The following is a 20,475-nucleotide window of genomic DNA, read 5'->3' on the forward strand; positions in this document are numbered from 1 at the left end:
GGGCGGGGCGGGTCACTGACTGCTGCCCTGGCCGCTTTGGCCGCCCTGACTGCTGCCCTGGCCGCTCTGGCCGCCCTGGCTGCCGCTCTGGCCGCTCGGGCTGCTGCTCTGGGCCTTGCCCAGCCGGTCGAGCGCGGCCTTCAGGTCGGCCTGGGCGCGTCCGTAGGCGGCCCAGTCCTGCTTCTCCAGGGCCTTCTGGCCCGCGTCGAAGGCTTCCTGCGCGGCCTTGACCGCGTCCTGCACCGAGGGGTTCCCGGTCGTCGGCGGCTTCGTCGTGCCGGTGGGCGGCGGCGGGGTGGCCGGCGCCGCGCCCTTGGCCCCGAACACCTCGTCGAGCGCGTCGGCGAGGGTGTCACGGAAGGCGATCTTCTCGCCGTAGTTGACGAGGACCTTCTTCAGCAGCGGGTAATTCGAGCCCACACCACGGACGTAGACCGGCTCCACGTACAGCAGTCCGCCGTCCAGCGGGATCGTCAGCAGATTTCCGTACTGGACCTCGGAATCGCCCCTCTTCCAAATGTTGATCTCACTGGCGACCGCGGGGTAACTGCTGAATTTGCTCTGGGCCTGCTCGGGGCCCCACACCGTGGTCTCGGAGGGCAGTTTGAGAATGCTGATGCGGCCGTAGCCGGCACTCTTGGCGTCGGCGTCGACGGCCATGAACGCGCCCAGGTTGGGCCGGTTGCGCGGGGTGAACGTGGTGGTCAGCGAGAACACCTGCTTGTCCTGGCCCGGCATCCGCATGCTCAGGTAGTACGGCGGAACCGCGTTGCCGTCCTTGTTGGTCGGGTCGTCCGGCACCTGCCAGCGCTCACTGCCGGTGTAGAACGTGCCGGCGTCGGTGACGTGGTAGCGGGTGAGCAGCTCGCGCTGCACCTTGAACAGGTCCTGCGGGTAGCGCAGGTGGTCCATCAGCGCGGGGCTGATGGCGCTCCTCGGCTTCACCGTGCCGGGGAACGACTTCATCCACGTCTTGAGGACCGGGTCCTTGGTGTCCCACTGGTAGAGGGTGACCGTGCCGTCGTAGGCGTCGACGGTGGCCTTCACCGAATTGCGGATGTAGTTGACCTGGTTCTGCTGGGCGACGACCGCGCGCTGCCCCGTGGTGAGGGAGTCGGCGGTGGTGTCGCCGAGGGTGGTGCGCGATGCGTACGGGTAGCCGTTCGACGTCGTGTAGGCGTCCACGATCCACTGGATGCGGCCGTCGACCACCGCCGGATAGGCGTCGCCGTCGATCGTCAGCCAGGGCGCCACGGACTCCACGCGCTCCTTGGGCGTCCGGTTGTACAGGATCTTCGATCCCTTGCCGATGGCACCGGAGTACAGGATCTGCGGCTCGCCGAAGGCCACCGCGTACGCGGCACGGTTGACCGGGCTCGACAGGCTCACGCCGCTCTTGCCGCGGTAGGTGTAGCTCTCCTCGCCCTTGTCGCTGGGGTGGTCGAGCTCCTTCTGCGGACCGCCGACGATCGAGTACTGGGTGGTCTTCTCGCCGTAGTACACCCGCTGTTCGTACCGGCCGAGCATGCCCTCGGTGGGCAGCTTCTTCTCCGTGAACTCCGGGGCCCCGGCGTCGTCGGTGGAGGTGCCCTTCGCGGCGATGGCACCGTAACCGTGGGTGTACTTGAAGTGGTCGTTGATCCAGTTCCGCTCGACGCCCTTGAGGTTCAGCTCGCGCAGACCGATGACCGTGTCCTGCTCCTTGCCGCTCGCGTCCTTGTAGCGGTCGACGTCGAGAGTGGAGGGGAACTGGTAGTACCCGCGGACCTGCTGCTCCTGCTGGAAGGCGGGCGACACCAGGTTGGGGTCGAGCAGGCGCAGGCTGGCCGTGTCGGCGGCCTGGGCCCGCAGCTTGTCGCGGTCCTTGCCCTTGAGGTCGCTGCGGCCCTCGTACTCCTGCACCTTCGCCCCGTCGATGCCGTAGGCCTCACGCGTGGCGGCGATGTTCTTCTTGATGTACGGGGCTTCCTTGGCCTGCTCGTTCGGCTGGACCTGGAACTTCTGCACGATGGCCGGGTACAGCCCGCCGATCAGCACCGCCGACAGCACCATCAGGCCGAAGCCGATCACCGGCAGCTGCCAGGTGCGCCGCCACAGCGTCGCGAAGAACAGCACGGCGCAGATCAGCGCGATGACGAAAAGGATCGTCTTGGCCGGCAGATAGGCGTTGGCGTCGACGTAGCGCAGGCCGGTCCAGCCGTCGGTGGACCGCAGCCCGCTGGACTTCACCGCCAGCCCGTACCGGTCGAGCCAGTAGGCGACGGCCTTGAGGGTGACGAAGATGCCCAGCAGGACCGACAGGTGGCCGGTGGCGGCCGCCGTGGCGCGGCCACCGGGGCTGGTGAGCCGCAGCCCCCCGTACAGGTAGTGCACCAGGGCGGCGGCGATGAGCGACAGCACCGCGGCGGCGAAGCCGAAGCTCAGCAGGAAGCGGTACCAGGGCAGGTCGAAGGTGTAGAAGCCGACGTCCTTGTGGAACTGCGGGTCCTTCGTGCCGAACGGCACGCTGTTCACCCACTGGAGCCACGTGCGCCACTGGCCGGCGGCGGAGGCGCCCGCCACCAGGCCGACGAGCGCGGACACCGCCAGCAGCACCCACTTCTTGTAGGGGGCGATGCTCATCCGGTAGCGGTCGAGGCTCTGCTGCTCCATGGACATGGCGCTGAGCGGCGGCCGCAGCCGGTGGGCCAGCCAGATGTTCGTCCCCACGGCCAGGGCCATCAGCAGCCCGAAGACGGCGAACAGGCCGATCTTGGTGCCCAGGGTGGTGGTGAACACCGACGCGTAGTCCACCGACCGGTACCACAGCCAGTCCGTCCAGAACCCGGCGAACATGACGAAGAGCATGGCCAGCCCCGCCAGCACGCCCAGGGTCATCAGCAGGGTCCGGACCCGACGGGACGGTCGGCCGACTCTGATCCGTGGCCCCGTGGGGCCTCCGCCGCGGTCCGGCATCTGGAAAGCCAAGGTGCGCACCTCGAAGTTCGCTGTGTGGATGGAACTGACGATCGGGACGATCGGGCCCAGCGATGCTAGGACCCACTGAGGCAACTTACCGAGGCTTTACTCGGTTCCCGATTTCGGCCTCGGGCAGGGCACGATATTGACCATGTCCAGCAATTCCGGTTCGAACCGTCCCGGCTCCCAGGAGCCCAGCACCCCGATGGCCGCCAGCCCCCTGACGCGTGCCGTCCTCGAGATCGACGAATACGCCGCGGGGCTCGGCTGGGACCAGCCCGCCCGCCTGTTCGCCCTGGTCGACACGGCCAGGCTGCGGGCGCAGGAGCCCGGCCTGGCCGACCAGCTCGGCCTCGACGAGACCCCCGGCGCCGCCCCCTCCTACACCCCCGTCGAGCAGGAGGAGCTGCCCGCGGGCACCGCCCTCGACAAGTTCCTCGGCACGATCGCCTGGCCCGACGCGGTGGTGGGCTGCGCCCTGACCGTGGAGCGGCTGATGCTGCCGCCGTCCGCCGAGGGCTCGGTGCCGCACGGCATGAACGAGAAGCAGCTCGCCAAGTGGGTGGCCGCCCACCCGGACCGGCAGGAGGTGCGGATGACGGTGGCGGTGCTGCGCGACGGGGCGCGCGAGTCGGCCCTGCGGCTGCGCGAGAAGGACTCGCCGACCGAGGTGCTCACCGGCCCCGACCTGGTGCCGGGCCTCGCGGACGCGCTGGCGGCCACGTTCGCCGACTGAGCGGCCGCCCGGGCCGCCGGGGTCCAGGGGGCCGGGCTAGCCCGTCGTGCACTGCGGCAGGCCGGCCCGGTCCCCCTTGCGGATCTTCTCCAGGGACGTGAGGGCGTCCGCGAGGGAGTCGACCTTGACCAGGGTGAGGCCGGCGGGGGTGTCCTTCGCGGCGGCCGCGCAGTTGTCCTTCGGGGTCAGGAAGTAGCGCGCGCCCTTGGAGCGCGCGCCGACGGTCTTCATCTCCACGCCACCGATCGGCCCGACCTTGCCCTTGTCGTCGATGGTGCCGGTGCCGGCGACGAACTGGCCGCCGGTGAGATCGCCGGGGGTGAGCTTGTCGACTATCCCGAGGGCGAACATCAGGCCGGCGCTGGGGCCGCCGACGTCCGCCAGCTTGATGTTGATCGTGAACGGGAAGGTGTGGTCGGTCCCGGCCTGGATGCCCACTATGGCGCGGCTGTCGTCGGACGCCTTGCTCGTGGTGAGCGTGACGGTGTCCTCGACCTTCGGCTCGCGCTTCTCCTTCTCCGCGGCGGCCGCCTCCTTGGCGGGCACCACCCGGAAGGCGACCTTCTCGCCGGGCTTGTGCCGGGTGACCTGCCGCGCCACCTCGCCGGGCTCCTTGATCGTCACACCGTCGACGGCCTTGATCACGTCACCGGCGTGCAGGGCGCCCTCGGCGGGGCTGCCCTTGACCACGGACGCCACGACCACGCGCGTGCCGACGGGGATGTCCAGTTGCTTCAGGGCCGCCACCTTGGCGCTCTCCTGGGACTGCGTGAACTCCTCCGCGGTCTCCTGGTTCAGCTGGTCGGGCGACTTGTCGTCGGGGTAGAGCGTGCTGTGCGGCACGACCAGGTTGTCGTGCGACAGCCAGCCGTACAGCGCCTCGACGAGGTTCATCCGGTACTGCGACCCCGTGACGCGCACCGTGGTCATGTTGAGGTGGCCGCCGGCCGGGTACGTCGTCCGGCCGGAGATCTGGAGCACCGGCTCGCCGCCGTGCTCACCGAGCGTGTTGACCGTCGGCCCCGGCGACATCTCCGCGTAGGGCACGGGGATCAGCACTCCCGCGCACAGCAGTGCGATCAGCATGAGGAGGGAGGCGAGCATCGTCGCGGTGCGGCGGGGCATGGAACGACAGTACGGGACGGGCCCGGCCGTCCACTTCCGGGGCGGTCCGTCCGGGTCTGGTCCGGGCTAGCCGGACGCCGGTCCGGAACCGGACTCGGACCGTTCCATCGCCTCACGGAAGCGGGCATAACCGGCCAGTTCCGCAACGTCGCCGGTCTTCCGGTTCCGCGCGGCCCAGCTTCCCCACAGGGCGGCGACCACCATCGCCACCACTGGAATCAGCAACCAAGCGAGCGCCGCCATGCCGGCCTCCGACCCCTTACGCCATCGCAACTGAAGTGATGAGCAGACTAATCATCTTCGGTCTCAACGCTTACGTCAGGGGGACGGTTACGCAAGCAGGACCGGCCCATAAGAGTCAGATTTCAACCCCCCGCAGCTACGCCCCCACCCTCCCCCAGCTACCGCTGGGAGGTGCCCCCATCACTACGCACCCACCCACTCCTCCGTGCCGTCCGTGAAGTGCTGGTGCTTCCAGATGGGGACCTGGGCCTTCAGGTCGTCGATCAGTCTGCGGCAGGCCTCGAACGCCTCCGCGCGGTGCGGGCAGGACACCGCGACGACCACGGCCAGGTCGCCCACCGCCAGCTCCCCCACCCGGTGCACCGCGGCCAGGGCCCGCACCGGGAAGTCCGCCGCGACCTTCTCCGCGACGCGCCGCAGCTCCGCCTCCGCCGTGGGGTGGGCCGAGTAGCCGAGACCTGTGACGCCGGAGCCGCCGTCGTGATCGCGCACCGTGCCCACGAACAGCGCCGTGCCGCCGGCGGCCGCGTCACCGACCGCGGCGAAGACCTCGTCCACGGACAGCGGGGTGTCCCGGATCGCGAGCAGCCGGACCGGGCCGCGGGCCGGGCCGGACGAGGGGGTGGGCGCGGAGGTGGACGTCATGCAGCCATCGTGCCGTACGGGGGAGGCCACCGGGAACGGCGGTTCGACGCACGGCCGGATCCACGCCCCTGCGGGCTCCCCGGCGTCCCTGTACGCGCGCGTGCCCGCGGCCGTGGCCCCGGCGCGCCCGGAACGGGCAGCTCCGCGCCGGTACGCGCGCGTGCCGGCCGGCCGCGCCCCCGTACCCCCCGGGTGCGTCCCTAGAGCCGCCTGCGCGCCTTGCGGGCCCGGCGGACGAGGGCGGCGGTGCCCAGCAGGGCGACGGTGGCGCCGGCCGCGCCCGCGGCCGTGGCGTCCTTGCGGCCCAGGCGCCGCCCCGCCACTGTGTGCCGGCCGGAGACCTCCTCCAGCAGCTCGGCGAGGACCTCCTCGTTGGTCCAGCGGGGCCGCCAGCCCGCGTCGTGCAGCCGGTGGCCGCTCACCACCCACGGGTACATCGTGTACGCCAGGTCACCGGCCGGGGACGGCGTCAGGCCCAGCCGGTGCAGCCGGGAGGCCGCGCCCAGCGCGACGGCCGACGGCAGCTCCATGCGGCGGATGCCGCTGAGCTCCTCGACCTCCTCCTGCTCCAGCCAGCCGTCGCAGCCGACGGCCAGCTCCCCCTCGGCCTTCTCCAGGGCGGCGAACTCCAGCGCCCCCACCAGGTCCTCGACGTGGCAGAACTGCCACGCGGGCCGGGAACCGGCCACCACCAGCAGGCGCGGCGACTCGAAGTAGCGGGTCAGCGCCGTGTCCGTGCCGCCCACCAGCACGGCGGGCCGCAGCACCGTCACGTTCAGGCCGGGGTGCGCCCGCGGCGCGCGCCTGGCCAGCCGCTCTATCTCCAGCAGGTCACCCACCCCGGTGGCCTCCGCGGTGGCCCGCAGCTCGGCGTCCTCCGCCAGCGGCACGTCGTTGTCCGGGTGGGCGCCGTACACCATCGCCGAGGTGCACAGCACCACGCGCCGCACCCCGGCGGCCGCGGCGGCGGTCAGCACCGTCTGCGTGCCGCGCACGTTGTAGGCGGTGCGGGCCGCCGGATCGGTCTCCAGGTCCAGGTCCAGGGCCAGGTGCACCACCACGTCGACGCCGCGCAGCCGCTCGGCGATCACCGGGTCGCGCACGTCGAGGACGTGCCACTGCGCCTCGGTGACCTCGCCGCGGCGCTCGTCGATCGCCACCACCTGCTTGATCTCCTCCGACGCGGCGAGCCGCTGCGTCAGGAGCGCGCCGACCCCGCGGGCGGCACCGGTGACGGCGACGACGGGCCGCCGGCCGTGCGTGATCACCGCGTCCGGCGCGGAACCGTTTCGCGCTGCGCGAACTTCTCGTTCTGGGGAACTCACCCGGCGACTCCAGCGGTTGTGTTCAGTACGTGCGGGCCACACGCGTCGTGACGCGTACGTACCAGGTGCTGTCCATCCTGCCGCAGGCCCCGGGCGCGCGGAGCACCAAGCCCGGACAGCGGCGAGGTGTCTACGCTTGGTGGTGTTGTCGGGCATTCGCCGCCGGTCCGGAGCCGGCGGCCCTACGAGCCGAGGAAACCCGTGAGTGACACCCCATTCGGATTCGGTCTTCCGCCGGAGGAGCCGGAGAACGGCGACGACGGCAAGAAGAAGGGCGGTGACCGGCCCGAGGGCGGCCAGGGGCCCGCGAATCCCTTCGGGTTCGGCGGGGCTCCCGGCGGCGGGGACAACCCGTTCGCCGCGATGTTCGGTTCGCTGAACCCCACCGATCTCGGCGCCGCCTTCCAGCAGCTCGGCCAGATGCTCTCCTACGAGGGCGGCCCGGTGAACTGGGACATGGCCAAGCAGATCGCCCGCCAGACCGTCGCCCAGGGCACCGCCGACGGCCGCAAGGACGCCAGCGTCTCCGCCGGCGAGCGGGCCGCCGTCGAGGAGGCCGTGCGCCTCGCCGACCTGTGGCTGGACGGCGTGACGTCCCTGCCGTCGGGCTCGGGCACCGCCGTCGCCTGGAGCCGCGCCGAGTGGGTCGAGGCCACCCTGCCCGTCTGGCGCGATCTCGTCGACCCGGTCGCCGAGCGCGTCGGCGCCGCCATGGGCGACGTGCTGCCCGAGGAGATGCAGGCCATGGCCGGCCCGCTGCTCGGCATGATGCGCAGCATGGGCGGCGCCATGTTCGGCACCCAGATCGGCCAGGCCGTGGGCGTCCTCGCGGGCGAGGTCGTCGGCTCCACCGACATCGGCCTGCCCCTGGGGCCGGCCGGCAAGGCCGCCCTGCTGCCCGTGAACATCGAGGCCCTGGGCTCCGGCCTGGGCGTGCCGCTGGACCAGGTCCGGCTCTACCTGGCCCTGCGCGAGGCCGCCCACCAGCGGCTCTTCGCCCACGTGCCGTGGCTCCGCTCGCACCTGTTCGGCGCCGTCGAGGGCTACGCCCGCGGCATCAAGGTCGACACCTCCAAGCTGGAGGACGTCGTGGGCCAGCTCGACCCCGCCCACCCCGAGCAGATGCAGGAAGCCCTCCAGCAGGGCATGTTCCAGCCCGAGGACACCCCGGAGCAGAAGGCCGCCCTGGCCCGCCTGGAGACGGCCCTGGCGCTCGTCGAGGGCTGGGTCGACGCCGTCGTCCACGCCGCCGCCGCGCCCCACCTGCCGTCGGCCGGCGCGCTCCGCGAGACGCTGCGCCGCCGCCGCGCCTCCGGCGGCCCCGCCGAGCAGACCTTCGCCACGCTGATCGGCCTGGAGCTGCGCCCGCGCCGGCTGCGGGACGCCTCGCGGCTGTGGGCGTCGCTGACGGACGCGCGCGGCATGGAGGGCAGGGACGCCCTCTGGGCGCACCCCGACATGCTGCCGACGGCCTCGGACCTCGACGACCCCGACGGTTTCGTGCACCGCGAGCACCTGGACTTCTCGGAGCTCGACAAGATGCTCGGCGAGGCGGCCAAGGGCAAGGACGCCGCCAAGGACGCCAAGGACGCCGAGAAGCGCGACACCGGCGACAACGGCGACGACGAGAGCGGCAAGGGCGGGGACGAGACCCGGTGAGCCTGCACGACGACGCGGTCCGCGTGCTCAAGGAGTACACGGACCAGGACGAGCTGCGCGGCCTCTACCTGGACCACCTGGCCGCCCACCCCGACGGCATGTGGAAGCCCTGCCAGGCCGGGCACCTGACGGCCAGCGCCCTGGTCGTCGACCCGGAGCACGGCAGGGTCCTGCTCACACACCACCGCAAGCTGCGCATGTGGCTGCAGATGGGCGGCCACTGCGAGCCCGGCGACGCCACCCTGGAGGCGGCGGCGCTGCGGGAGGCCACGGAGGAGTCCGGCATCGAGGGCCTCACGCTGCTGCCGGGCGGCCCGGTGCGCCTGGACCGGCACCCGATCCCCGCGCCGTGCAACTGGCACCTGGACGTGCAGTACGCCGCCGTCGTCCCGCCGGGCGCGGTGGAGACGATCAGCGACGAGTCGCTGGAGCTGCGCTGGTACCCGTACGCCGAGGTGCCGGCGGTGGCCGACGGCTCGGTGGCGGAGCTGCTGCGGTGCACGCTGGAGCGCCTGCCGTAGAACGGATCGACGGACGCGGGTAAGGGGCGGTCGCCATGGGCGACCGCCCCTTACGCGTACGGCCGTCGGCTCAGTTCGTCCAGATGTTGCCCTGGTTGGCGCCGCGCGCGCCCTGCTGGCCGAGGCCGTACTGGGCCATGAGGCCCTGCCCGATCTGCGTGCCCTGCGGCGGCAGCATCTCGCTGGGCTGCACGAGGACGTGGCCGTGGCCCTGGAAGTTGAGCTCCCAGCCCTCGCCCGTGCTGCCGCGCCGCCGCCAGACGCTGGAGGAGGAGGTCTGCGCCTGCATCTGGACGCGCAGCGACGACGACCAGGCGACGACGGCGTCGGCGTCCACGCACACGTACTTCTCGGGCGTGACCTCCAGCATCAGGGGGTGCCCCGACGTCATGAGGGCGACCGTGCCGCGGCCGCTGATGTTGAGGTTGTACGCGCCGGTGCCGGAGATGCCGAACTGGCTGTCCACCGCGACGGCGTCCCAGTGCAGGACGGAGTCCAGGGCGAGGACGTAGCCGCTGTCGACGGTCAGGCCCTCGTGGTCCACGTCGACGACGTGGATGTGCTGGGCGAGGTTGGCGAGGTAGACGGTGCCCTGCCCGGAGCAGCGCATCAGGTCCAGGCCCTCGCCGGTGCGGGCCTGCGCGTGGTCCTGGTGGCGGGTGCGGTACTCGCCGTCGAACTCGATCATGCCCTGGTAGGCGACCATCGAGCCCTTGCGGGCGAGCACGTCGTCGTGGCCGGTGAGGGCGACGCGCAGCAGCTGCGGGTTCTGGAGCGCGTAGCGGTCCTGGGCCTGGGCCTCGGTGTAGGCGAAAAGCGGGCTCTGCATGCTGGTTCGTCCGTCCCCTCAGCCCCGGGCCCGGAGCCGGTCGGTGCTGTCCTCACTGGGCTGCACGACCACGAAGCCGTGGCCGGAGAAACCCAGTTGGTACGCCTCGCCGCTGCCGCGGCCGATCATCGAGGAGGCCTTGAAGCTCCTCTTGCCCTTCATCCGCAGGCCGCTGGACCAGGCGACGAGCGCGTCGGGGTCCACGTACGTCTCGTCGTCGCCGCCCCCGCAGTTGACGACGACGGGCGTGCCGCGCGAGGTGAGCGCGACCCAGCCGGTGCCGCTGACGACGACGTTGAACAGGCCCTGCCCGGCGAACTTGGCCATGCCCTTGACGCGTTCGACACCCCACTGGAGGTGGGCGTCGAAGGCCAGCAGGTTGGTGCCGTTGACGGACACCGATTCGTTGGTGAGCTGCAGGCAGACGACGTCGGCGCCGTAGTCGGCGAGGTACAGCAGGCCGTCGCCGGTGCACCGCATCAGCGGGGCGCCCTCACCGGTGAGCCACTGGGAGGCCATCTGCCGGACGGCGGGCGGGTTCGGCTCGTACTGCACGTAGCCCTCGTAGGCCACCATCGAGCCGGTACGGGCGAACAGGTCGTGGCCGCTGCTCATGGCGACCTTCAGCATGTTGCTGCCGTGGTTCTCCATGCGCGCGGCGGGCGGGGTCGGGGCGTGGCCCGAGATCAGCGACTGGTCCATGACGGGCTCCCTCAGACCTCGTAGGGCTGGACGACGACGAAGTTTCCGGGCGCACCGCGGAACTGGAGATTCACGGTCTCCCCGCTGTGCCCCGGGTAGGCGGAGCGACGCAGCCGCACCTGACTGGAGACGACCACCTGCGCCCCGGCCGACCAGGCGACGACGGCGTTGCTGTCGGCGAACGTGGCGTTGGTGACGGGCAGCACGACCGGCGTGCCGTGGGTCTTGAGGACGACGGTGCCGGTGCCGTGGAACTGGAGGGTGAACAGGGCGCCGCCGGGAATGCCGTGGCCCTCGATGCGCCGCACCTCGTGGTGCAGGGACTCGTCGAAGGCGAGGACGGCGTCGGCGGAGACGCACAGGCCCTCGTTCTCCAGCTGTACCGGGTGGAGGTGCGCCGAGTTCTCGGCGAGGAACACCTGGCCGCGGCCGGTGCAACGCATCAGCTGCATTTCCTGGCCGGTGGCGTTCCCGACGATGCGGCCCATGAAGCCGGCGCCCTTGTAGGCGAAGTCGACCTTGCCCTGGTAGAGGACCATGCTGCCCTGGCGGGCCAGGACGGGCTGCGGGTCGGCGCCGAGGTCGACGCGGACGAGCTTGGCGTTCTGCAGCGCCCAGCGCTGCCCGACGGGGACCTCCTTGTACGGGTCGAGGCCGGCCTGGAGGCCGGGGACGCCGGGGTTGCCGTGGGCGGCGGGAGCTCCGTGGGGGGCGGGGGCGCCGTAGGGGGCGGGGGCACCGTAGGAGGCGTGCGGGCCGGGCTGGGGCTGCGCGGGCACGGCGGGCGTGCCGTACGGCTGCGGGGTGGCGAACACCTGGGTGGGCGCCGTGGGCTGCGCGTACGGGGCGTGGGGCGTGCCGGGCACGCCGGGCGGGGGCGGCGGCGGCGGGGGCACGGTGCCGCCGGCCGGCGTGTGGCCGCCGGAGAAGTAGCCGGGCGGGGCCAGGGGCGCGGCCAGGGTGGGCGCGCTGTGCGCGGCGGGCCCGGACGCCGGGGGCTGCGGCGGCGGGGTGCTGCCGGGCGGGGGCGCGTACCCCTGCGCGGGCGGCGGCGTGGAGAACGCCGGCGGCGGGGGCGGGGTCGGCGCCTGCGGCTGTCCGTGGTGCTGGGGGGCCGGGGCGGGCGGGGCGAAGGAGGGGGGCGCGGTGGCCTGCGGGGGCGCGAAGGCGGGCGCGGGCGTGGCAGCCGGGGCGGGTGCGGCTCCGGGGGCGGGTGCGGCCTCCGGCTCCTCCTCCAGCACCTCGCCGCCGAAGTTCGTCAGCAGCGCCTCCAGGCCGCCGTCGAAGCCCTGCCCGACGGCCGCGAACCGCCACACGTCCTTGAAATAGACGTCGGCGAGCATCACCGCGCGCTCGGTGCTGAACTCGGCACCGGTGAAGGAGTAGCGGGCCACCTCCGTGCCACCCGCCACGAGGCGGATGTACCCGGGGCCCACCTGCGACATCTGACCCGCCCCGTCGAGGGTCGCCGTGAAGGTGAGCCTGCGGACGTGCGGCGGGACGCGGTCGAGGGTGACGCGGAACGACTCCGTGTCCCCGGCCTGCGCACCCAGCAGCTGGATCGCCCCTTCGGGCGACTGCGGCTGGTTGAAGAACACGAAATAGCGGTCGTCGGAGAGCCGCTCGCCGGCGTCGAGACCGAAGCAGCTGATGTCGAAGGCCAGACCGGGACCCCCGATCTGCACTCCCACGTACAGATCGGTCCCCGCCGTCAGGTCACTGATCTTGGCCTTGTGGCCGCGTTGGAATTCCCTGGACATGCGTGACGAACGTCCCCCATCCGAACCTGTGGTGAGTGCGTTGCGCCAGGCTAACCGCTGGGAGGAGCGGCCGTTGCCGCCGGGACCGCCCGGCCCGCGGGGCCCGGCCCGGGGTCACTCGCCGCGGGCGGCCGGCAGATGGGGCAGCCGCCCGGCGGCCACCACACCCTCCAGATAGCCACGGGCACGCTCGGTGCGCGGGTACGGCTCCAGCAGCCGCCAGAACTCGGGGCCGTGGCCGGGCACGAGCAGATGGGCCAGCTCGTGCAGCAGCACGTAGTCGACGACGTACTCCGGCATGCCCTGCAGGCGGTGCGACAGGCGGATGCTGCCCTCGGCGGGCGTGCAGGAACCCCAGCGGGTGTTCTGGTTGGTGACCCACCGGACCCCGGCCGGCCGCGCCCGGCCCCCCAGATACTGCTCGGACAGCCGCCGCGCCCGCTCCGCCAGCTCGGCGTCGCCCGGCATGCGCTTGCTCTCCTGCGCCGCGAGCCGGTCGAGCATGACCGACACCCACCGCTTCTCCTCCGCGTCCGACATCCGGGCGGGGATGAGGACCACGGTGCGGTCGCCCTCGCGGTACGCGGACACCGTACGGCGCCGCCGCGCGCTGCGCCGCACCTCGACCGCGCCCGCCTCCGGGCCCCGCGGCACGGTCGCACGGCGCGGCGGGCGCGGGGCGCTGTGCAGGGGGGTCTCGCCCGAGAAGCGAGAGGGCTGGTCGACGGGCACGCCCCGACGTTACCCGCTGCCGGTGCGGGAAGTCGCGTCGCTCGGGCGCTTGTCACGGCTCGTATGACCATCACACCGGACCTGTGGACAACCCCGCACACGCCTCCGCCCCGACGGGCATGCTGAAGCCCGACCGAGCCCGAACCGAGGAGGAACACCATGCAAACGACACCGCCGACCACACCGCCGACCACATCGCCGACGACGATGCGGACCACGACGCGAACCGCGACACGGACCGCGACGCGGACCGCGATGCCGCCCACGCGGGCCACGCCGGGAACCGCACGCACGCCCGGCACCACCCCGCCCCCACCACCCCCACCGGGCCCCCGCCGCCCACCTCCCTACCCGTACGACGCGGACGACGGCCCCTCCGCCGCACCGCCCCCGCCCCAGCCCGACGCACTGCACCCCATGCTCAAGCCGGCGCTGCGCCGGGCCTGGCGGAACCGCGACACCGTGCAGTTCGGCATCAGCTCGGCGCACGCGAAGGTCGTGGGGCCGGTGGACACGGCGACCGGCAGCTTCCTGGGCATGCTCGACGGGACGCGGGGCATGCCGCTGCTCCGCGCGGAGGCCACCCGCGCCGATCTGCCGGAGGACCGCGCGGACCGGCTGGTGGGCCGGCTCACCAACGCCGGGCTGCTGGACGATCCGCACGGCGGCGGTCCGGGCGCGGCGGCGCTGCGCAGCCGAGGCGGCGGCCTGGAGCGGCTGCGGCCGGACCTGGCCTCGCTGTCGGTGCTGCATCCCGAACCGGGTGCGGCGATGCGGCTGATGGCGGCGCGACAGGGCCTCCGGGTACGGGTGCGGGGTGCGGGCCGGGTCGGCGGGGCGGTGGCGGCGCTGCTGTCGGCGTCGGGCGTGGGCCGGGTCGAGGTGCAGGACGGGGGCCGTGTCGAGCCGTGGGACGTGACGCCCGGCGGCGTGCGGGCCGAGCGGACGGGCGAACGGCGGGACGCCGCGACCCGGCAGGTGGTGCGGGACAGCGCGCCGCTCCCCCGCCCGCGGTCCCGGCCCGGGCCCGACGGCGCCCCGGACCCGCCGCCGGCGCTGGTGGTGTTCGCGCCGCGCGACGGGCTGGCCGCGTATGCGCCCGACCCGGGGGCGGCGGAGGAGCTGGTCCGGGGCGGCACGCCCCACCTTTATGCGGGGGTGCTGGAGGCCACGGGTGTGGTGGGGCCGCTGGTGGTGCCGGGCAGGACGGCGTGTGCGGGCTGTGTCGAGCTGGGGCGTGCGGAGCGGGACCCGGCGTGGCCCCGGATGCTCGCCCAGTGGCGGTCGGGCCGGGCGGCGGGGGTACCGTCGTGCGACATGGCACTGGCCACGGTCGTGGCGGGGCTGACCGTGGCGCGGGCGCTGGCCTTCCTCGACGGTGGCCCGGCGCCGGACGCGGCGACGCGTCTGGAGCTGGCTCTGCCGGGGCCGGGTTGGTCGCCGCAGCCGGTCGAGCCGCACCCGCGGTGTCCGTGCGGTGCGGCGGCTGCCGGGCGACCGGGAGAATGAGCCGTAACCGCCGTCCGCGGCGTGGCGTACAGCGAGTTGGAGGGGCGCATGTCTGATCTACCCCGCAAGGCGGTCACCCGGACCGCCAAGTTGGCCGCGCTGCCACTGGGGTTCGCGGGGCGCACGGCGCTCGGCCTGGGGAAGCGCATCGGGGGCCGGCCGGCGGAGCTGATCGCCGCGGAGCTCCAGCAGCGCACGGCCGAGCAGCTCTTCGCGACGCTCGGGCAGCTCAAGGGCGGGGCGATGAAGCTCGGCCAGGCCCTGTCGGTCTTCGAGTCGGCCCTGCCCGAGCAGATCGCCGGCCCGTACCGGGCGGCCCTGACGAAGTTGCAGGACGCGGCGCCGCCGATGCCGACGTCGACGGTGCACGCGGCGCTCGAGGAGCGGCTGGGCCCGGAGTGGCGGGAGCTGTTCGAGGAGTTCGACGACAAGCCGTCCGCGGCGGCCTCGATCGGGCAGGTGCACCGGGCGGTGTGGCACGACGGCCGTGAGGTGGCGGTCAAGGTGCAGTACCCGGGTGCGGGCGAGGCGCTGTTGTCGGACCTGACGCAATTGGGCCGGTTCGCCAAGCTGCTGGGGCCGCTGGTGCCCGGCATGGACATCAAGCCGCTCATCAAGGAGATGCGCGACCGGGTGTCGGAGGAGCTGGACTACGGGCTGGAGGCCGATGCGCAGGCCGCTCACGCACGGGAGTTCACCGGCGACCTGGACGTGATGGTTCCCGGGGTGGTGCACCACGGCGATCAGGTGCTGGTCACCGAGTGGATGGACGGTGTGCCGCTGTCGGAGGTCATAGCCGGCGGCACCCAGGAGCAGCGGGACCGGGCGGGTCAGCTGCTGGCCCGGTTCCTGTTCTCGGGCGTGGCGCGGACCGGTCTGCTGCACGCGGATCCGCATCCGGGGAACTTCCGGTTGCTGACGTCGGGTGCCCCGGACGGGCCGCCGGAGAAGTGGCGGCTGGGGGTGCTGGACTTCGGCACGGTGGACCGGCTGCCGCAGGGCCTGCCGGTGGAGATAGGCACGGCGTTGCGGCTGACGCTGGACGGTGATGCGGCGGCGGTGCACGAGCTGTTGTGCGACGAGGGGTTCGTCAGACCGGACCGGGACCTCGACCCGGAGGCGGTGCTCGACTACCTGTTGCCGATCATCGAGCCGGCGCGGGCGGAGGAGTTCACCTTCACCCGGGACTGGCTGCGGTCCCAGGCCACCCGGATCGCCGATCCCCGTTCGCCCGCCTACCAGCTCGCCCGGCAGCTCAATCTGCCCCCGGCGTATCTGCTGATCCACCGGGTGACGATGAGCACCATCGGCGTCCTGTGCCAACTCGGTGCCACTGTGCGCCTGCGCGAGGAAATGGAGACCTGGGTCCCCGGCTTCGCCACGCCCACGGCGGACCAGGACACCACAACAGCCTGACCAAAAAGAAAAATCCGGGGGGTGGGGGCGGGGGGGGGAGGGGGTGGGGCCCCCAGGAGGCGCAGCTACCACCAGGAGGAGTCGAGGCGGCCTTCGATGGATCTGATGTTGGCGCGGGCGCAGGCGTCGCAGAAGTAGTGGCGGGTGCCGTTCTCGACGGAGCAGGTCCAGGTGGGGGGTGGGGTGCCGGTGGGGGCCACGGCGCCGCAGCGGGCGCAGACGACGGGCGGCGGGGGCGCGTCGGGCCGGTGGGGGTCGGGGTCCTGCGGCACGGGTTCATGCGGGTGGTCCACAGCGCGACGATATCCCCGCAAGGAGCGGGAAAGCGGGTGGCACACCCGAAGGAACGGGGCCGGTCCTTTCGGACCGGCCCCGTGGTGTGTCACTGCATCACAGCCATGGCCAGTGCTCGGCGGGCGCGGAGCGAGGCGCGTTCGGCGCGCCGTTGCATCCGGCGTGCGGTGGCCAGCCGCACGGCCCTGCGTTCGGACTCCGCCTCGCGGAGGCGGTCGGCCATATGGGCCCTGGCCAGGGCTTCGGGGATGAGTTGCATGGCGAGGTTCCTGTTCTTGCGCGAGGCGGTCGCGCTCGTGGTTTCACGGTCGGGGGTGTGGGCGGAGCCGTAGGGCTCCGGGGACGGGCGCTGCATCGTGGGGTCCTGCTTCATCGGGTCGTGCGTGAGGGGGCGGTCGATCGTGCCGAGGGTGTTCATGCGACGACCGGGTTCTTGCGCGGGCGGCCGCGGGGCCGCTTGCGGGCCACGACCACGCCCTGGACGAACAGCTCGCCGCCCCAGACGCCCCACGGCTCGCGGCGGTCCTTGGCGCCGGCGAGGCAGGCCGCGCGGAGCGGGCAGGTCTGGCAGAGCGACTTGGCGTACTCGACGTCGGCGGGCGACTCGGCGAAGAAGACCTCGGGGTCGTAGCTGCGGCAGGGCACGGACCCGCCGAGGCTCTCGATGGCGTCGTCGAGGTCGGTGAGGGTGGTGAGGGAAGCGAGCGGGGGCACGGTGTCCTCCGTGGGTGCGGGCGGGGGGATCAGGTCGGTGGCTACGGACGGGGTGTGTGCCTTGAGTTGCACGGTGGTGGTGTCCTCGTCTGTTGTTCCGGCTGGTGGCCGGGCGGGTTCCCCAGGCTTGGGGGCAAACAAAAGGGCCGCGGATCCCGGTGTGGGTTCCGCGGCCCTGGAAGGTGCCGACCTGATCGCGATCAGGCTGGATCTCTCCAGGGTTCGAGCCCGCGGAAGGCCCACGTCTTGGGAAGGTGCAGTGCGTTCGGGAATCCGGCGCCGTTGGCCTCTGCCGCGCGCGGGCGGGCGTAGACCGGTGCCTTGGCTGCCGATGCCGGCCGTACGGCGCACGCCTGGACCAGGAGCTGTTCGCGCTGGACCGGGGCGGCGACGGACACACCGGTGCCCTGGAAGGAGCCGGTGGTGGCGCCGAGCATGGCGGCGGAGCCGATCTGGCGATCGGTCATTTTGGCGCTGGTGTTGATGAAGCTGATCATTTTCTCCGCCTCCTCTCGGCGTCTCGGGGACCTGCGCGAGCGGGTCCTGGTCTTCGGTTCAGTACAGCACGGAATCAACGAACCCCGGAAGTGCCGAAGGTCGCTCTTTCCTGCTCGGAAGGCTATGGGTAGGCCCTCCGCGTGCGCAAACTATTTTTCCGGAGAATCTTCGGAGGCGTCGTGCGACGTCTCTTCCGGCTCCTGTTCCGGCTCTCTGCCCGCGCACAGTGCGAGGACGTCGGCGCCGTACCGGTCGAGCTTCCGTCCTCCTACTCCTGGGATGCGCGCGAGGTCCGCTTCGGTTCCCGGCAGGGCCTCGGCGATGGCCATCAGGGTCTTGTCGGTGAAGACGCAGAACGCCGGCTGGCCCTGGCGGCGGGCCTGCTCGGCCCGCCAGTCGCGCAGCCGCTCGTAGAGCGCCTCGTCGAGGTCGGAGGGGCAGTCCTCGCAGCGCATCAGTTTGATCTCGCCGGCGTCCGTGAGGGACCTGCCGCAGACGCGGCAGCGCACGGTGGCGCGCTGCCGGGGTGCGGTGCCCCGTTCGACGCCGCCCTGGGCGGGGCGGGGGGCGGTGCCGTGGCGGAGGACGGCCGCGGTGCCGGGGCGCAGGCCGTCGAGGAAGCGGGTGGGTCTGCGGGAGGGGCGGCCGCCCGGCGTTCTGGACAGGGCCCAGGAGAGCGTGAGGTGGGTGCGGGCGCGGGTGACGCCGACGTAGAGGAGGCGGCGTTCCTCCTCGATCTGTTCGTCGGTGCGGGCGTAGGTGATGGGGAGCATGCCGTCGGTGAGGCCGACGAGGAAGACGGCGTCCCATTCGAGGCCCTTGGCGGCGTGGAGTGAGGCGAGCGTCACACCTTCGACGGTGGGGGCGTGCTGGGCTCCGGCGCGTTCGTCGAGTTCGGTGACGAGGTCGGCGAGGGTGGCGCCGGGGTGGGCGCGGACGTAGTCCTCGGCGAGGCGGACGAGGGCGGCGAGGGATTCCCAGCGGTCGCGGACGGCTCCGGAGCCGGCGGGGGGCTGGGGGGTCCAGCCGACGCCGCCGAGGACGGCGCGGACCTGGGAGGGGACGTCGTCGGCGTCGGCGAGGCGGGGGTCGGCGTGGCCGCCGGCGCGGGCGGCGCCGCGCAGCAGCAGTCCGGCCTCGCGTACCTCGGGCCGTTCGAAGAAGCGCTCGGCGCCGCGCATCTGGTAGGGGACGCCGGCGTCGGCGAGGGCCTGTTCGTAGACCTCGGACTGGGCGTTGATGCGGTAGAGGACGGCGATCTCGCTGGCGGGGACGCCGGAGTCGATGAGGTCGCGGACGCGGCGGGCGGTGCCTTCGGCCTCGGTGGGTTCGTCGGCGTACTCGGCGTAGTGGGGGTGGGGGCCGGCGGGGCGCTGGGAGATCAGTTCCAGGCGGTGTTCGGCGGCGCGGCCGCGGGCCTGGGCGAGGAGGCCGTTGGCGAGGTGGACGACCTGGGGGGTGGAGCGGTAGTCGCGGACGAGTTTGACGACGGTGGCGTGGGGGTGGCGGGTGCGGAAGTTCAGCAGGTGGTCGGGGGTGGCGCCGGTGAAGGAGTAGATGGTCTGGCTGGCGTCGCCGACGACGCAGAGGGTGTCGCGGTCGCCGAGCCAGAGGTCGAGGAGGCGCTGCTGGAGGGGGCTGACGTCCTGGTACTCGTCGACGACGAAGTGCTGGTACTGGCGGCGGACGGTGTCGGCGATGTCGGCGCGGTCCTGGAGGATGCCGACGGTGAGGAGGAGGACGTCCTCGAAGTCGATGACGCCGCGGTCGCGCTTGAGCTGTTCGTAGGTGCCGTAGAGGAGGGCGGTCTCGGCGGGGTCGCGGGGGGCTTCGCGGCCGCTCTTGGCGACGAGGGCGGGGTAGTCGTCGGGGACGGTCTGGGTGACCTTGGCCCATTCGATCTCGGCGGTGACGTCGCGGAGCTCGTTGCGGTCGAGGCGGACGCGGCAGCGGGTGGCGGCTTCGGCGACGAGCTGGGCCTTGCGTTCGAGGAGGCGGGGCATGTCGCCGCCGACGGCCTTGGGCCAGAAGTACTGGAGCTGGCGGAGGGCCGCGGAGTGGAAGGTGCGGGCCTGGACGCCGCCGGCGCCGAGCTGCCGGAGCCTGCCGCGCATTTCTCCGGCGGCACGGTTGGTGAAGGTGACGGCGAGCACACTGGCGGGCTGGAGGATGCCGGAGCGGACGCCGTAGGCGATGCGGTGGGTGATGGCGCGGGTCTTGCCGGTGCCGGCGCCGGCCAGTACGCACACCGGGCCGCTCAGGGCGGTGGCCACGGCGCGCTGCTCGGGGTCGAGCCCGTCGAGCACGGCGTCGGCGGAGTCCGGCACCTGGGGGAAGAGGGTGGAGTGCGTTACTGCTGTCACCCCGCCATGCTGCCAGGTCGGGCGGGGTGACCGGGAATGTTGTCCACAGGCGGGGTGGGGCGGTACGACTATGGGGCTGCGGGAATGGTCCGGCGTGGACGTGCGTTCCCTCTGCGGAACCTCTCCCCTACTGAAGGAGCACCGGTCGATGTCGGGCACCGTGACGATGTACAGCACCACCTGGTGCGGCTACTGCCGCCGGCTGAAGAGCCAGATGGATCGCGAGGGCATCACGTACAACGAGATCAACATCGAGCACGACGCCGACTCGGCGGCCTTTGTGGAGAAGGTGAACGGCGGGAACCAGACCGTTCCGACGGTCCACATCGTTCCCGCGAACGGCGGCGAGGCCGTGACGATGACCAATCCGAGCCTGGCGCAGGTCAAGCAGGCCCTGGGCGCCTGAGCGTACGCGGAAGAAGGCCCCCGCCGCGGCGGGGGCTTTC

20 protein-coding genes are annotated in these 20,475 nt (G+C 72.7%); 6 read left to right on the forward strand and 14 right to left on the reverse strand.

The window, feature by feature from the left end; all coding sequences use genetic code 11:
• Nucleotides 1-12: 12 nt before the first annotated feature.
• Nucleotides 13-2,955 carry a UPF0182 family membrane protein gene (locus tag IE305_RS28290; RefSeq protein WP_190132716.1) on the reverse strand — a complete coding sequence of 981 codons (2,943 nt, stop codon included), beginning with the start codon at nt 2,953-2,955 and terminating at the stop codon, nt 13-15.
• A gap of 154 nt (nt 2,956-3,109) precedes the next feature.
• Between IE305_RS28290 and IE305_RS28295 the strand changes: the two genes are divergently transcribed.
• A complete protein-coding gene (locus IE305_RS28295; protein WP_229891636.1) occupies nt 3,110-3,694 on the forward strand; it encodes a PPA1309 family protein in 585 nt (194 codons plus the stop codon).
• A 36-nt stretch (nt 3,695-3,730) separates the two neighbouring features.
• Here IE305_RS28295 and IE305_RS28300 read toward each other — a convergent pair whose 3' ends face one another.
• From IE305_RS28300 to IE305_RS28315, 4 genes are all read right to left on the reverse strand, one after another.
• Nucleotides 3,731-4,819: a YlbL family protein gene (locus tag IE305_RS28300; protein ID WP_190132639.1), complete on the reverse strand. Its 1,089-nt coding sequence runs from the start codon at nt 4,817-4,819 to the stop codon at nt 3,731-3,733.
• Between the two features lie 66 nt (nt 4,820-4,885).
• On the reverse strand, nt 4,886-5,062 hold the full coding sequence (locus IE305_RS28305) for a hypothetical protein (protein ID WP_190132640.1): 177 nt from the start codon (nt 5,060-5,062) through the stop codon (nt 4,886-4,888).
• A 183-nt stretch (nt 5,063-5,245) separates the two neighbouring features.
• Entirely contained in the window at nt 5,246-5,707 is a 462-nt protein-coding gene (locus tag IE305_RS28310; protein WP_190132641.1) for a molybdenum cofactor biosynthesis protein MoaE, read from the reverse strand.
• Nucleotides 5,708-5,907: 200 nt separating this feature from the next.
• The gene (locus tag IE305_RS28315; RefSeq protein WP_190132642.1) at nt 5,908-7,032 is read right to left on the reverse strand and encodes an SDR family oxidoreductase; all 1,125 of its coding nucleotides are present in this window, start codon (nt 7,030-7,032) and stop codon (nt 5,908-5,910) included.
• A gap of 201 nt (nt 7,033-7,233) precedes the next feature.
• On the opposite strand from IE305_RS28315, the gene IE305_RS28320 reads away from it, so the two are divergent.
• Both IE305_RS28320 and IE305_RS28325 read left to right on the forward strand, forming a co-directional pair.
• A complete protein-coding gene (locus tag IE305_RS28320) occupies nt 7,234-8,691 on the forward strand; it encodes a zinc-dependent metalloprotease (protein WP_190132643.1) in 1,458 nt (485 codons plus the stop codon).
• Complete coding sequence (locus IE305_RS28325; protein ID WP_190132644.1) at nt 8,688-9,212, forward strand: NUDIX hydrolase; 525 nt, start codon at nt 8,688-8,690, stop codon at nt 9,210-9,212. The genes IE305_RS28320 and IE305_RS28325 overlap by 4 nt, the downstream gene beginning before the upstream one ends.
• 70 nt (nt 9,213-9,282) lie before the next feature.
• On the opposite strand, the gene IE305_RS28330 is transcribed toward IE305_RS28325, so the two are convergent.
• From IE305_RS28330 to IE305_RS28345, 4 genes are all read right to left on the reverse strand, one after another.
• The gene (locus IE305_RS28330) at nt 9,283-10,041 is read right to left on the reverse strand and encodes an AIM24 family protein (RefSeq protein ID WP_190132645.1); all 759 of its coding nucleotides are present in this window, start codon (nt 10,039-10,041) and stop codon (nt 9,283-9,285) included.
• An 18-nt stretch (nt 10,042-10,059) separates the two neighbouring features.
• Nucleotides 10,060-10,743, reverse strand: a complete 684-nt coding sequence (locus IE305_RS28335) for an AIM24 family protein (protein WP_190132646.1) — start codon at nt 10,741-10,743, stop codon at nt 10,060-10,062.
• A gap of 11 nt (nt 10,744-10,754) precedes the next feature.
• Nucleotides 10,755-12,503 (reverse strand): TerD family protein, encoded by a 1,749-nt coding sequence (locus IE305_RS28340; protein WP_190132647.1) that lies wholly within the window; start codon nt 12,501-12,503, stop codon nt 10,755-10,757.
• Between the two features lie 114 nt (nt 12,504-12,617).
• On the reverse strand, nt 12,618-13,235 hold the full coding sequence (locus IE305_RS28345) for a M48 metallopeptidase family protein (RefSeq protein WP_190132648.1): 618 nt from the start codon (nt 13,233-13,235) through the stop codon (nt 12,618-12,620).
• A gap of 408 nt (nt 13,236-13,643) precedes the next feature.
• Between IE305_RS28345 and IE305_RS28350 the strand changes: the two genes are divergently transcribed.
• Complete coding sequence (locus tag IE305_RS28350; RefSeq protein WP_190132718.1) at nt 13,644-14,744, forward strand: ThiF family adenylyltransferase; 1,101 nt, start codon at nt 13,644-13,646, stop codon at nt 14,742-14,744.
• A gap of 48 nt (nt 14,745-14,792) precedes the next feature.
• Nucleotides 14,793-16,160: an ABC1 kinase family protein gene (locus IE305_RS28355; protein ID WP_190132649.1), complete on the forward strand. Its 1,368-nt coding sequence runs from the start codon at nt 14,793-14,795 to the stop codon at nt 16,158-16,160.
• A 65-nt stretch (nt 16,161-16,225) separates the two neighbouring features.
• On the opposite strand, the gene IE305_RS28360 is transcribed toward IE305_RS28355, so the two are convergent.
• From IE305_RS28360 to IE305_RS28380, 5 genes are all read right to left on the reverse strand, one after another.
• Nucleotides 16,226-16,432 (reverse strand): hypothetical protein, encoded by a 207-nt coding sequence (locus IE305_RS28360; protein ID WP_190132719.1) that lies wholly within the window; start codon nt 16,430-16,432, stop codon nt 16,226-16,228.
• A 110-nt stretch (nt 16,433-16,542) separates the two neighbouring features.
• The gene (locus IE305_RS28365) at nt 16,543-16,872 is read right to left on the reverse strand and encodes a putative WhiB-interacting protein (RefSeq protein WP_190132650.1); all 330 of its coding nucleotides are present in this window, start codon (nt 16,870-16,872) and stop codon (nt 16,543-16,545) included.
• Nucleotides 16,869-17,240: a WhiB family transcriptional regulator gene (locus IE305_RS28370; protein ID WP_190132651.1), complete on the reverse strand. Its 372-nt coding sequence runs from the start codon at nt 17,238-17,240 to the stop codon at nt 16,869-16,871. Before IE305_RS28370 ends, IE305_RS28365 begins: the two co-directional genes overlap by 4 nt.
• A gap of 128 nt (nt 17,241-17,368) precedes the next feature.
• Nucleotides 17,369-17,665 carry a hypothetical protein gene (locus tag IE305_RS28375; RefSeq protein ID WP_229891638.1) on the reverse strand — a complete coding sequence of 99 codons (297 nt, stop codon included), beginning with the start codon at nt 17,663-17,665 and terminating at the stop codon, nt 17,369-17,371.
• 150 nt (nt 17,666-17,815) lie between these two features.
• Nucleotides 17,816-20,029: an ATP-dependent DNA helicase UvrD2 gene (locus IE305_RS28380; RefSeq protein ID WP_373311769.1), complete on the reverse strand. Its 2,214-nt coding sequence runs from the start codon at nt 20,027-20,029 to the stop codon at nt 17,816-17,818.
• A 148-nt stretch (nt 20,030-20,177) separates the two neighbouring features.
• Between IE305_RS28380 and IE305_RS28385 the strand changes: the two genes are divergently transcribed.
• The gene (locus IE305_RS28385) at nt 20,178-20,435 is read left to right on the forward strand and encodes a mycoredoxin (protein ID WP_190132652.1); all 258 of its coding nucleotides are present in this window, start codon (nt 20,178-20,180) and stop codon (nt 20,433-20,435) included.
• Nucleotides 20,436-20,475 lie beyond the last annotated feature (40 nt).

The organism is Streptomyces mashuensis, assembly GCF_014654785.1.
In the GTDB taxonomy this organism is placed as follows: Bacteria; Actinomycetota; Actinomycetes; order Streptomycetales; family Streptomycetaceae; genus Streptomyces; species Streptomyces mashuensis.

Bases quoted from the DNA above. Each gene is read 5' to 3' on its own strand.
- IE305_RS28290 (WP_190132716.1), bottom strand. From the start codon at position 2,955: ATGCCGGACCGCGGCGGAGGCCCCACGGGGCCACGGATCAGAGTCGGC.
- IE305_RS28295 (WP_229891636.1), top strand. From the start codon at position 3,110: ATGTCCAGCAATTCCGGTTCGAACCGTCCCGGCTCCCAGGAGCCCAGC.
- IE305_RS28300 (WP_190132639.1), bottom strand. From the start codon at position 4,819: ATGCCCCGCCGCACCGCGACGATGCTCGCCTCCCTCCTCATGCTGATC.
- IE305_RS28305 (WP_190132640.1), bottom strand. From the start codon at position 5,062: ATGGCGGCGCTCGCTTGGTTGCTGATTCCAGTGGTGGCGATGGTGGTC.
- IE305_RS28310 (WP_190132641.1), bottom strand. From the start codon at position 5,707: ATGACGTCCACCTCCGCGCCCACCCCCTCGTCCGGCCCGGCCCGCGGC.
- IE305_RS28330 (WP_190132645.1), bottom strand. From the start codon at position 10,041: ATGCAGAGCCCGCTTTTCGCCTACACCGAGGCCCAGGCCCAGGACCGC.
- IE305_RS28335 (WP_190132646.1), bottom strand. From the start codon at position 10,743: ATGGACCAGTCGCTGATCTCGGGCCACGCCCCGACCCCGCCCGCCGCG.
- IE305_RS28340 (WP_190132647.1), bottom strand. From the start codon at position 12,503: ATGTCCAGGGAATTCCAACGCGGCCACAAGGCCAAGATCAGTGACCTG.
- IE305_RS28355 (WP_190132649.1), top strand. From the start codon at position 14,793: ATGTCTGATCTACCCCGCAAGGCGGTCACCCGGACCGCCAAGTTGGCC.
- IE305_RS28365 (WP_190132650.1), bottom strand. From the start codon at position 16,872: ATGAACACCCTCGGCACGATCGACCGCCCCCTCACGCACGACCCGATG.
- IE305_RS28375 (WP_229891638.1), bottom strand. From the start codon at position 17,665: ATGATCAGCTTCATCAACACCAGCGCCAAAATGACCGATCGCCAGATC.
- IE305_RS28385 (WP_190132652.1), top strand. From the start codon at position 20,178: ATGTCGGGCACCGTGACGATGTACAGCACCACCTGGTGCGGCTACTGC.